Consider the following 11,938-nt stretch of genomic DNA (forward strand, 5'->3'; position numbering starts at 1 on the left):
TGCTGGACTTGGCGCGTGACGGACCACGCGCGACGAACGGCCCCCGCATGCGACGGTATATGGGAAGTAAATTCTTTCACCAATGCGACGCGGCATGAGAGTGACGTACCGTCACCGCACCTCACCTTGCACCTTCCGCGCCGAAACCGCTAGCATCCGTTCCGCCTTCGGGAGCATGGCCGGTAAATTGACTACGCATTAGCCAGGCTCCCATGAATTCCGGGTTCGCATTCACACGGACCCGTCGAAGTATCAATCAGGGCAATGGGGGACGGGGGGAATCGCCACCATGTGTCAGTTATTCATCGGCACCGGTTTTTCGTTTGCGGTTCACGACGCACATCAAATTTCTCGCCTTCCCGGCCGCCACCTCGGACAGTCAACGGAGGAGACATGGTCACCAATCTCGATGTGACGCTGCGAGACGGGGGATACCGCAATAACTTCGGCTTCACGCTCGACTACGCCCTGCGGCACGCACAGGAGAGCGTCGCGGCCGGCATCGAGTGGGTCGAGATCGGGTACCGCAAGGGGTCCTTCCAGCCGAGACCGGACCTGGGGCTGACCGGCGTGGGCGCCGACGACTACATACGCGCCATGGCCGAGGTCATACCGCCCGAGCGGATCTGCATGATCCTGCACCCGAAGAACATCGGCGACGACGACCTCACCCGGATGCACGAGGCCGGCGTACGGCTCGTACGGTTCTGCCTGCCCGCCACGACGCCCGAGCCCGGTCTCGCCGTGCTCCGCAAGGCGGCCGGCCTCGGCTTCACCACCACCGTCAACATCACCCGCGTCAGCCAGCTCGACCGGCGCCGGCTCGTGGAGCTGGCCGCGATGTCCGAGGACGCGGGCGCGGACGTGATCTATCTGGCGGACTCCAACGGCAGCCTGCTGCCCGACGAGGTCGCGCGGCTGGTCACCCTGGTGCGCTCGGTGACCCGCTGCGCCATCGGCCTGCACGCGCACAACAACCTGGGCCTGGCGCTGGCCAATTCCATCGCGGCGGTCGACGCGGGCGCCACCTGGATCGACTCCTCGGTCCTCGGCATGGGCAAGGGCCCCGGCAACCTGATCACCGAGCAGTGGCTGGCCTACCTGGGCCGGGCCGGCCGCGCCGACCGGTACGACCTCGGGCGGATCCTCACCCTCGCGCACCGCATGGAGTCCGAGATCGCCGAGGCCAGGCCCTCGCTGCCGCTGCCCGACCTGGTCCTCGGCCACTTCGACCTCTCCGTCGAGGAGCGCGCCAAGCTGCCCGCGGACCACATCGGCGCCGCCTTCAGCGCCGCGCGCGAGCTGACCTCCCCGGTGGTCGCGGCATGACCTCGCCCACCACACTGAACACCCCGGTCGCGGTGCGCCTGGGCGAGGCGGGCGCGTCCCGCACCGCCTGTGTGCTCGCGCCCGTGCTGGCCCGGTGGGACCAGGGCGCCTTCTTCGCGCCGGTCGCCGGGGCGCTGGTGACGACCGGTCACCGGGTGACGGTGTACGACACCCTGTCGCTGCTGCGCGACGGGGACGACCTCGCGGCCCTCGCCGACCGGTGGGCGGGGGTCCTGCGCGCCGAGGAGCCCGACGTCCTGGTGGGCAACGCCCTGGGCGGCGCCGTCGTCCAGCATCTCCTCGGCCAGCCCTGGACGCACCGGGCCGACGTGGTCCTGCTGTCCTCCCCCACGGTCGCCGACGCCGCGCTCGATACGACCCTGGAGCGCATCGCGGCGGCCGTTTCCGAGGGGGGTACGGCCGCGGCGCTCGACCTGCTGCACGAGGTGGTCCGCGGCCCGGCGGACCCCGCGCCCGCCCCCGGCGATTCCCCCCGCGACGAGGACCCGCTGTCCGGATGGCGGCTGGCCACCGGCCTGCGGCTGCTCCACCGGGCCGACCTCCGCGAGCGCGTCGAGGCGTTCCCCGGCAGGCTGCTGCACGTCTACGGCACCGCGTCGCACCTCGTGGGACGGCAGCACCTCGCAACCGGCCCCGGCCACACGAGCGTCGGCGTTCCGGGGGCGGGCATGCGTCCCCACGCCGACCAGCCGGAAGCCACCCGGCGGGCCGTCGCCGCGTTCCTGGCACCACAGCACACGAAGAGGATCCATGACCAGTAAGACCGTCGCGGTACTTCCCGGCGATGGCATCGGCCCCGAGGTACTCGATGCGGCCCTCCCGGTGATCGACGCCCTCGGGCTGCCGATCACCCTCGAACACGGCGACATCGGCTGGGAGTTCTGGCGCACCGAGGGCGACCCGGTGCCGCAGCGCACCTGGGACCTGATCGGCCGCAGCGACGCGGTGCTGCTCGGCGCCACCACCAGCAAGCCGGGCCGCGAGGCGCTCGCCGACCTCGCGCCGCAGCTGCGCGAGCGGGCCCCGCAGTACGTGTCGCCGATCATCCAACTGCGCCAGCGCCTCGACCTGTTCGCCAACCTCCGGCCGGTCGAGAGCCACCTGGGCGGGACGCCGTACCGCTTCTGCGTCGTGCGGGAGAACACCGAGGGCCTGTACGCGGGCCTCGACTGGGACCAGGTGCCCGAGGAGATGTGGCCGCTCGTCGCCGGCCACCCCAACGCCCGGTTGAGCGGCCGCGAGGCCACCACCGCGAGCGTGCGGATGCTCACCCGGCACGGCCTCGACCGCATCCTGCGCTTCGCCTTCGAGCACGCCCGCGCCCACGGGCACCCCCGTGTCACCCTCGCCGACAAGCCGAACGTGCTGCGGCGCAGCAGTGCCTACGCCCGCGAGCGCCTCGAACTGATCGCCGCGGACTACCCGGAGATCGAGTACGAGATCCTCAACGTGGACGCCGTCGCACTGTGGATGGCGCGCCGCCCGGAGCGCTTCGGCGTCATCGTCGCCGAGAACATGTTCGGCGACATCCTGTCCGACCTCGGCGGCGGTGTGATGGGCGGGCTCGGCCTCGCGCCCAGCGCCAACATCGGGGAGCGGGGCAACTACTTCGAGCCGGTGCACGGCAGCGCCCCCGCCCTCGCCGGGACCGGCCGGGCCAACCCGCTCGCCGCGTTCCTGACCATCGGGCTGCTCCTGGAGCACCTCGGCTTCGGCGAGGCCGCGGGGCAGGTGCGGGAGGCGGTCGGGCATGTGACGCGCCGCCGGGACCGGGTGACGTACGACCTGGGCGGTACGGCGACCACCAGCGAGTGCGCCGCGTCCGTGCTGGACGCCTGCCGTGCCGTGCCGCGCGTCCACACCGCGGCCGTCGTCACCGTCGGGGACGAGCTGCTGCGGGCCGTCCTGGAGGACAGCAACGCGGGCGAGGCGTCCCGCAGGCTCGCCGCCCGCGCCGTACCGGTCCGCGTCCGGCACACCGTCGGCGACGACGAGGCGGCGATCGCGGACGCCGTGCGCTCCTCCCTCGGCCGCGACGACGTGATCGTGGTGATGGGCGGCCTCGGTCCCACCTCGGACGACGTGACCCGCGTCGGTGTCGCCCGCGCGGTGGGCCGCCCGCTGGAGCACCGCGAGGAGGCGTGGCAGGGCGTGGTCGAGCGGCTCACCCGCTTCGGGGTCGCCGTGCACGAGGACAACCGCCGTCAGGCGCTGTTCCCCGAGGGCGCGGAACTGCTGCCCAACGCCAACGGCACCGCCTGGGGCTGCCGCGTCGAGGTGCAGGGCACCATCGTGGTGATGCTCCCCGGCCCGCCGCGCGAGTGCCTGCCGATGCTCGACGCCTTCCTGCGCGACGGCATCGCCCACCTTCCCGAACCGGAGCCCGTCGTCACGGTGTTCCGGCGCACCCTCGGCGTCATCGAGGCGGACGCCGCGGCCGCGGTGGACGCCCTGGTCGGGGACCTGGGGCTGCGGGTCAAGCCCGCCTACCGCTGGCACTACCCCTACGTGGACATCCGGATCGACTGCCCGCCCGAGAGCGCGGCGGAGCTGGCGAAGCGGCTGGACGACGCGCTCGGCGCGTACGTCGTCACCAGCCGCGAGCGCACCGCCGTCCAGGAACTCGCCGAGCTGCTGGACGCGCGCGGCCTGGACCTGACGGCCGACGACCGGGTCACCGGCGGCCGGTTCGCCGCCGAGGTGGCCGCCGAGCGGCGGCCGGCCGGGGACGGGGAGCCGTCCGGCCGGGTGACCGTGACGCTGGACGCGGCCTGGGACGGCGGCGGCCCGCGGGACCACACCGGCACCGTCCGCCTGCTGTGCACGGTGCACGACGGGGACCGGGAGCACACCGGTGAGCTGGCCGTCCCCAACCGGGGCCCCGAAGTCCTCGGGTACGCCGGACAGTTCGCCGCCTGGACCATCGCCCGCCGCCTCGTGGAGGAGACCGCATGACCACCGCATCCGCCGAGCCGCTGCTCGGCAGCGAGCTGCGCGCACGCCTGGCCCGGCTGGACACGGCCGCCCTCTCCGACGCGATGGACAGCCTGCGATCCGCGCCGTGCGTGCTGCCCGGCATCGCCGCCCGCACCCCCGGCACCGTGGCCTTCGGGCCCGCGTTCACCCTGCGCTACCGGCCCATCGAGGACGACTGCGCCTTCCACAACGCCGCCAACTACATCGACGACGTGCCGCCCGGCTCGGTCGTCGTGGTGGACAACGGCGGCACCGGCGCCTGCACCAACTGGGGCTCCCTGCTCACCTCCGTGGCGCTGCGCCGCAAGCTCGCGGGCACCGTCGTGCACGGCGCCGTGCGCGACGTACGGGAGACCCGCGAGGCCGGGTACCCGCTGTTCAGCACCGCCGTCACCATGGTCAGCGGCAAGAACCGGGTGGTGCTCGAACGCACCGGCGCCGACCTGGACATCGCCGGCACCACGGTCCACCCCGGCGACCTGGTGTTCGCCGACGACAACGGGGCGCTGCGCATCCCCGCCGACCTGGTCGCCGAGGTCGTCCGGCGCGCCGAGGCGGTCGAGCGGACCGAGCGGCGCATCCGGGCGGCCGCCGCGGACGGCACCCGGCTGGACGAGGCGCGGGCCCGCTACGGCTACGCGCGCCCCTGGGAGGACGAGGGCCGTGACGACGACTGAGCAACGGCCCGCGGCGACCGCCGCGCGGGCGGCGTTCGTGGACGTCCACTACCACGTCGGCCCGGACGCCTATGTACGGCGGCACACCGCCGCCTCGGCCGGCGAGCAGTACGCCCGGCTCGGCGGCTGGGTGGTGCTGAAGAACCACCTGGGCTCCACCGCGGCCCAGGCGTGGGAGGCCCGGCAGCAGGGCCTGCCCGTCTCCGGGTCGATCGTGCTCAACGACATCGCGGGCGGCCTGGATCGGCGGGCGGTGGAGCAGGCGGTCGTGCAGCACGGGGAGGACAGCGGGCTGCGCCTGATCGTCCATCTGCCGACGGTGACCGGGCGGACCCACACCAGCCGCCTGGCCCGTACCCCGGCCCATCCGCTGCTGGCCCGCGACGGGCTGCGGCCGCTCACCGTCACGGACGCGGACGGCGCGCTCAAGGCGGAGGTGCGGGAGATCCTGCGCATGGCCCGCGACCTGCCGGTCGTGATCTCCACCGGGCACGCCGACGGACGCGAGGTGGCACTGCTGGTCGAGGAGGCGGTGCGGCTCGGCGTGCCGCGGCTGATGCTCAACCAGCCGGCCAACCCGATGACCGGTCTGAGCTGCGCCGATCTGCTGGACATCGCCTCGGCGGAACCGGTCTGGGCCGAGCAGACCGCGCTGACGTACCTGCTGGGCTACCAGGACTGGGACGACTTCTCCGCCGTCCTCGCCAGGGTGCCGCGCGTGGTCTACAGCTCCGACCTGGGGCAGACCTCCCAGATGGACATCGGGGAGTGGACGGCGCAGAGCCGGGACTGGTTCGGGAAGGCCGGTCTGGACGAGGCCCGGATCACCGAGGTGGTGCGCGACGCGCCGCTGCGGATGCTCGCCCTGTAGCCCGGCCGGGCAGGCCGGACGGCAACCGCCCCGTGCGGGCCCGGAGTCCGGGTCCCGTACGGGGCGCGGTGCGTGCCGGTCAGGCCCCGCCCATCGTCTTGTGGCGGACCCGTGCCGCCGTCTCGGTGAGCAGTTCCAGGCGCAGCGGGTCCGCGTCCTCCCGCAGCGCGAGGAACATCCGCATGGTGATGGGCTCGCCGTCCAGCGGGAGCAGCGCGATCCGGCGCGAGGTGACCGTGTCCGCCGCCGTCGGGTACATCAGGGTCCAGCCGTCGCCGCTCGCGCCGATCTCCGCGAGGGTGTCCTGGAACCCGGTGAACGGCGCGCCGTAGGTGGGCTCGAAACCGGCCTTGCGGCACGCGGCGACCACGGCGTCGAACAGCGCGGGGTTCTCGCCGCGGGAGGCGATGCGCAGCGGCACTCCCGCCAGGTCGGCGAGGTTCAGGCTGGTGCGGCGGGACAGCGGGTGGGCGGCGGGGAGCGCCGCCACCAGGGGGTCGTGCCAGAGGGTGAGCAGCCGCAGTCCGGGGGCGCTCTCGACGCCGCGCACGAACGCGGCGTCCAGCCGTCCGGCCCGCACCCCCTCCAGGCGGTGGTGGGCGCCGAGGGTCTGGAACTCGAAGCGGGTGCCGGATGCGGCGTCGGGCAGCGCGTCCAGGAAGTCGTCCAGACGCTCCCCCAGCGCGGAGCTGATCCCGACCCGGAAGGTGGCGTCCTTCTGGGCGGCCAGCCGCCGGGCCTTGGCGGCGAAGGAGTCCAGCGCCTTCAGCAGTTCGCGGCCCTCGGGCAGCAGGGCCTGCCCGGCCGCGGTGAGGGTGACCGAGCGGCTGGAGCGGTCGAACAGCTGGGTGCGCAGCTCCCGTTCGAGCCGGCGCACCTGCTGGCTGACCGCGGGCTGGCCGATGTGCAGCCGCTCGGCCGCCCTGCCGAAATGCAGTTCCTCCGCGACGGCGACGAAGTACTGGATCTGGCGCAGTTCCACAGGACCCCCCAATCCTCGACGGCGGCCCTGTGCGGGAAATGCGGAAAACCTGTGCTGATGAATAGATCAATACAGACTTCGGGGCCGTCGCAGAGGAATCCTCGCACACGTGACAGCGGTACCCGTACGCGCACCAGCGTCATACGGGTACCGCTGCCGTCGGCCGTGCGGCCCTGCGCGGTCTTATTCCATGGCGGCTTCCTGGAGGTCGGCGGCGGGCCGGTCGGCGGGGTGCTCGCCGCCGTCGCGCACCGGCACCGGCGCGGGTGCGGTCGCGGTCGTGCGGGAGGCGAGCGAGAGGAACAGCCCGAAGGCGCAGATGCCCAGCACCGCGGCGGTCAGCACGAACCAGCCGAGGGCGAACAGGTCACCGGCGGGCAGCCTGCTGGAGAGGTAGATGCCCAGCGAGGCGGAGAGCAGCTGGAGCGCGCCCATCAGGCCGGATGCGGAACCGGCGGTCGAGCGGAACGTGGTGACGCCCGCGCTCATCGACAGCGGCAGCAGGAACCCATTGCCGAACGTCATCACCGGCATGAAGACCAGCACCAGCAGACCCCAGCGGCCGCCGGCCCCGCTGAGCCCGAGGCCCAGCATCATCAGCGCGCCCACGAGAAAGAAGCCGTGGCCCGTCCACAGCAGCCGGTTGACGGACCGGGTGCGGACCAGGGCGCGCGAGGTGAGGTTGCCGGCGACGTAGGCGAGGGAGACGGTGATGTAGCAGTAGCTGGTGGTCTCGGTGGCCAGCCGCATCTTCTCGAAGACCAGCGGGGAGGCCGCGAGGTAGCCGAAGTAACCGCCGTACGCCACGCACAGGTTGACGGTGTAGGCCCAGAACAGCGGGCGGGACAGCAGCTTGGGGTAGCTCTTGAGGGTGGCGCCCAGGTGCTTGCTGCGCCGCTCCGGCGGCAGGCTCTCGGGGATCGCGGTGACCATCGCGACCAGGGTCACCAGGCCGATCGCCGCGGTGACCACGAACGGCGCGCGCCAGGAGACGTACGTCGTCAGGTAGCCGCCGATCAAGGGGGCGACGGACGGGGAGACGCCGACGATCGGCATGACCGTGGCGAACATCCGGGCCGCGTCCTTCTCCTCGTACAGGTCGCTGATCACGGCCCGGCCGAGCACCATGCCGGAGCCGGCGCCCAGCGCCTGGAGGAGCCGGCTCGCGCCGAACACCTCGACCGTGGGCGCCGCGGCGCACACCAGCGAGGCGAGGACGAACAGGCCGAGCCCGGAGACGATGACGCGCTTGCGGCCGTACGCGTCAGATATGGGGCCGTAGACCGCCTGCGAGAGGGCGATGCCGATCATGAAGGCGCTGAAGGTCCACTGCACCGACGCGACCGGGGTGTGGAAGGCGTGCGCGGTGGCCGGGACGCCCGGCAGGTTGATGTCGGAGGCGAACAGGCCGCCCGCGTTCAGCGAGGACAGGACGGCGAGCAGCAGCGCGTAGGGGGTCCGGGTGGATGCGGTCTTCATGACACGTGGCAACTTCCTTGGGTCACCGGAAGGGAAGCCGTTTCCGGGCGGAACGGGGGATGTGCGCCCGGAAACGGCGGATCGGGGCCGGCCCGTGGATTCAGCGCTTGGCGGCGCGGGCGGCGAGCGTCTCACCGGCGATGGACCAGCTGTCGGTGCCGATCTCCTGCACGGTCACCCAGACGCTCTCCGGCTTGCTGCCGGTGGCCCGGACGTACGCGTCGGTCAGCTCGCGGACCAGCTCGGCCTTCTGCTCGGCGGTCTTGCCGGGGGTCTGCTGCACGTGGATGAGAGGCATTGCGTTCTCCTGGATCGAGGTGGCGCCGATGGCGCACGGTCCGCGGCCCGTTCGGCCGGGATCCGCCGTGGCCCCAGTCCAGCACCGCGCCGGAGGCCGTCCAAGACGCAATCCGCTCTGAGAACGATCACGACTCGTGATATGTCCAGGTGGGACGGGTGTACGACGCCTCGTGAGGTAGAGACCAATCGGCCCGGCCGGGGTTTGCGGCGGGGCTATCCGCAGGGCCGGCCGTCGAGCGCGAAGGCGGCGGGGGCCCGGTCGGCGGCCGTCCGGGTGCCGGTGAAGCCGAAGGACACCGGGGTGCGGGCCGGGACGGTCCGGTCGGGGCCGGTGGCGGTGATCCGGGCGCCGTTCTGATGGGCGGTGGCGCCCCACACGCGGACGACCTGCTGGCCGTCCGGGAACGTCCAGCCGACCCGCCATCCGTCCAGGGCCCGCTCGCTGGTGACGGTGACGGTGGCCTGGAAGCCGCCGGACCACTCGCCGGCCAGGTCGTAGGCGACGTGGCAGGGCGGCGGCGGGGTGGTCGGGAGCGCGGGGACGCCCAGCGGGCCGTGGACCAGGGAGGAGAGGCCGCGGGGCGGGGAGGCGGGGGCCGGCCCGGGCTTCGTGCGACCGGAGTCCCGGCTGCCGGGAGTGGCGGGGACGCGGGCGGGGGCGGACGGGGAGGCGGACTTCGGCGCCGGCTTGGCCGGGGACGTCCGCGCCGGCTTCTGCGCCGGGTCCGGCGTCGGGGTCGGCTTCGGCTCGGGTGCCGGGGCGGAGTGCACGGGGGTGGGGCGGGCGCCGGTACGGCCGCGGGCGGGGGCGTCGCCGGGCGCGCCGGTGTCGTCGGGGGTCGAGGCGTCGTCGCGGGTGGCGGCGGTGTCGTCCCGCGCGGTGAAGGAATCCGCGCCCGAACCGCCGGGTGCCATGAGCGAGGCGCCCAGCGCCAGCGCCGACAGCAGCAGGGCGGTGGCGAACATCCCGCCGCCGCGCAGCAGCCGCCCGAGCCCCGGGCGCTCCTCGGGTTCACCCCTGGGGGGTTCACCCGCACGCCCGTTCCCGAGCCGTGTCTCGGCGGACCGCCGGCGCCGCTCCAGATAGTCGGGGCCGCCCCAGCCGAGCACCCCGTCCGCCAGCACGGCGGCCAGCCGGGCGCTCTCCGGCTCCGGACCGTCGCCCCGCGCGCGCCGCCAGCGCTCCCGGAACAGGGCCCGCGCCCGGTCGAGTTCAGCCCGGGCGGCGGCCGGGTCCAGCCCGAGCCGGTGGGCCGCCGTGGGCAGCGGCAGCGCCTCCACCTCGGCCAGCCACAGCAGCGCCGCGTCCCGCCCGCCGAGTTCCCGCAGGGCGCGCAGCGCCGGCGGGTGGGCGCGCGGCGAGCCGGAAAGGCGGGACGCCTCGGGCGAGGCCAGCCACTCGGGCAGACCGGGGGCGAGCAGCCGGTCCTGGCCGGCGGCCGACCAGGCGGCGGCCGTGGCGCGGACGGCGGTGAGCAGGGCCGGGATCACGGGCAGCGGGGCGGGACGGCGGCCCGCGCCGCGCACATGGGTGCGCCCGGCGGCGCGGACCTCGCGCATGCCGCGGGTGAACGCCTCGGTGGCCAGCCGGTGGGCGGTGCCGGGACCGGAGGCGCACAGGGCGGCGTACGAGAGCACCGCGGCCCAGGACTCCGCGAACAGCGCGGCCTCGGCGTCGTCCTGAGGGGTCGGCAGGTCGGGCATGGGACTCCTGCATCACGGACGAGGTCAACTCACCACAGGGACGACGGAGTTGGCGTAAACCTCGCGGAACCGAGCCTTTCACGGGCCCGGCCCCGCTGACAAGCGCCCCGTGCGCGGCCGGTCACTCAGGGTCGCGGTTCAGGCCGTGACCGGCGCCTCGTCCCCGGCCGTCTCCTGCGCGGGCAGGCTGTCCATGAAGGAGCTGACCGAGAAGACCGCGCGGCCGGGTCCGGGCGGGCCGTAGCCGGGCGGGGAGGACAGCCCGAAGTCCTCCATGGTCTGCCGGTAGGCCTGGAGCAGCCGGATGTGGTACTCCAGCGGGGCGCCCTGCGGGTTGGCCTTGCCGAGCGGGGTGGTCGGCTCCGGGCACCAGGTGGTGAAGCGGGGCGTGATGCCGTGGGACATGAAGAAGCGCAGGCCCTCGGTGGTGGACGCGATCGCCTTGTCGACGGTGGTGAAGCCGAAGGGCTCCGCCATCTCCACGCCCGCCACGAAGTTGGGGATCACATTGCGCGCGCCGAAGATCTCGGCGGAGTCCAGGATCCGCTTGTGCCACTCGTCGCGGCCGACGTAGCGCTCCTTGCCGGGGCAGTACAGCTCGAACAGCCGCCGGTCCCACACCTCGAAGTTGGGGTGGTAGATCTGCACGCCGTAGTCCTTGAACCGCTGCACGTCGTCCCTCGGCAGCGCCTGGGCGACGACCTTGCCGATCCAGCGGCCGGGGAAGCGCTCCTCGATGGCCTTGGCGTAGTGGCCGTAGAAGTCGGCCTCGTCGCGCCCGCCGACCGTCTTGGTGATGGCGCCGCCGGTGAGGGTGTAGGCGGTGGACGCCTTCTGGGTGTCGTACCGGTCGATGATCTCCAGGGCCTCCAGGACCTCTTCCACGTCCTTGACGCCCGTGTAGGGCCGCCCGGCGGCCTTGTGCTGGCGCCAGTTGTGGTTGATGTCGCAGTACTGGCACTCCTCCTTGGCGCCGAAGTACTGGCAGACCCGGAAGACGGTCAGATAGATGAGGTAGCCCCACTGGATGGTGGGTGCCACCTCCATCACGGACTTCCCGTTGGAGAGGGTGTGCCGGTAGTACTCCGGCATCGGCGGCACCCCGACGTCGGCGATGCGCTTGCCGTCGAGGTAGAGGCCGAGAACTCCGGAGTCGTCGGCGGCGACCCGGTAGGGGGAGGCGGGGTTCACCCGTACGGAGACGACCGTACGGCGCAGGTCGTACGGCCCGCCGGTGAGGATGATCTCCTCCGGGGGCCGGCGCAGCGCGGCCTCGCCCAGCTCGGGCAGGGTGCCGTGGTCGAAGGAGAAGATGAAGTAGGACTTCGGCTTGACGTCCCCGCCCTCGTTGTCGCTGAGGGCGGATTTGTCGAAGGCGACACCGCCGCGGAGCAGGTCCTCCTTGAAGACGGCCTCCCGCGGCACGTGCGGGAAGCGCTCCATCAGATCCTCGACCAGTGCGGTGCGTGTGCCCATCCGTATGTCTCCTCCCGGCTCAGGCGTACGGCCCAACGGTATGCCCCCGGCTCGCGCGGAGCGGTGCCGGGTCCCGTGGGCGCGTCCGTCAGGGGTTCCCCGGCGGTCCGGGATCAGACCATC

10 protein-coding genes are annotated in these 11,938 nt (G+C 73.2%); 5 read left to right on the plus strand and 5 right to left on the minus strand.

Annotated features, from left to right (window positions below; translation table 11 throughout):
• The first annotated feature begins 393 nt into the window (after nucleotides 1-393).
• The 5 genes from ACE4Q9_RS06980 to ACE4Q9_RS07000 are packed head-to-tail and all read left to right on the plus strand — an operon-like array spanning nucleotide 394 to nucleotide 5,874.
• Nucleotides 394-1,329, plus strand: a complete 936-nt coding sequence (locus ACE4Q9_RS06980) for a hypothetical protein (protein WP_397983344.1) — start codon at nucleotides 394-396, stop codon at nucleotides 1,327-1,329.
• On the plus strand, nucleotides 1,326-2,111 hold the full coding sequence (locus tag ACE4Q9_RS06985; protein WP_397983345.1) for an alpha/beta fold hydrolase: 786 nt from the start codon (nucleotides 1,326-1,328) through the stop codon (nucleotides 2,109-2,111). The genes ACE4Q9_RS06980 and ACE4Q9_RS06985 overlap by 4 nt, the downstream gene beginning before the upstream one ends.
• Nucleotides 2,101-4,305: an isocitrate/isopropylmalate family dehydrogenase gene (locus ACE4Q9_RS06990; protein WP_397983346.1), complete on the plus strand. Its 2,205-nt coding sequence runs from the start codon at nucleotides 2,101-2,103 to the stop codon at nucleotides 4,303-4,305. Before ACE4Q9_RS06985 ends, ACE4Q9_RS06990 begins: the two co-directional genes overlap by 11 nt.
• Nucleotides 4,302-5,003: an RraA family protein gene (locus ACE4Q9_RS06995; RefSeq protein ID WP_397983347.1), complete on the plus strand. Its 702-nt coding sequence runs from the start codon at nucleotides 4,302-4,304 to the stop codon at nucleotides 5,001-5,003. Before ACE4Q9_RS06990 ends, ACE4Q9_RS06995 begins: the two co-directional genes overlap by 4 nt.
• A complete protein-coding gene (locus ACE4Q9_RS07000; RefSeq protein ID WP_397983348.1) occupies nucleotides 4,990-5,874 on the plus strand; it encodes a DUF6282 family protein in 885 nt (294 codons plus the stop codon). Before ACE4Q9_RS06995 ends, ACE4Q9_RS07000 begins: the two co-directional genes overlap by 14 nt.
• Before the next feature lie 79 nt (nucleotides 5,875-5,953).
• Here the strand turns inward: ACE4Q9_RS07000 and ACE4Q9_RS07005 are convergent, their stop codons facing one another.
• The 5 genes from ACE4Q9_RS07005 to ACE4Q9_RS07025 all read right to left on the minus strand — a co-directional run bounded on the left by ACE4Q9_RS07005 (nucleotide 5,954) and on the right by ACE4Q9_RS07025 (nucleotide 11,815).
• A complete protein-coding gene (locus tag ACE4Q9_RS07005) occupies nucleotides 5,954-6,856 on the minus strand; it encodes a LysR substrate-binding domain-containing protein (protein ID WP_397983349.1) in 903 nt (300 codons plus the stop codon).
• Nucleotides 6,857-7,039: 183 nt separating this feature from the next.
• Entirely contained in the window at nucleotides 7,040-8,335 is a 1,296-nt protein-coding gene (locus ACE4Q9_RS07010; RefSeq protein WP_397983350.1) for a multidrug effflux MFS transporter, read from the minus strand.
• 100 nt (nucleotides 8,336-8,435) lie between these two features.
• Complete coding sequence (locus tag ACE4Q9_RS07015) at nucleotides 8,436-8,633, minus strand: 4-oxalocrotonate tautomerase family protein (RefSeq protein WP_397983351.1); 198 nt, start codon at nucleotides 8,631-8,633, stop codon at nucleotides 8,436-8,438.
• A 215-nt stretch (nucleotides 8,634-8,848) separates the two neighbouring features.
• A complete protein-coding gene (locus ACE4Q9_RS07020; RefSeq protein WP_397983352.1) occupies nucleotides 8,849-10,339 on the minus strand; it encodes a cellulose binding domain-containing protein in 1,491 nt (496 codons plus the stop codon).
• Between the two features lie 138 nt (nucleotides 10,340-10,477).
• A complete protein-coding gene (locus tag ACE4Q9_RS07025) occupies nucleotides 10,478-11,815 on the minus strand; it encodes a radical SAM protein (protein WP_397983353.1) in 1,338 nt (445 codons plus the stop codon).
• Nucleotides 11,816-11,938 lie beyond the last annotated feature (123 nt).

The organism is Streptomyces sp. AM6-12 (genome assembly GCF_044327085.1).
Lineage (GTDB): Bacteria > Actinomycetota > Actinomycetes > Streptomycetales > Streptomycetaceae > Streptomyces.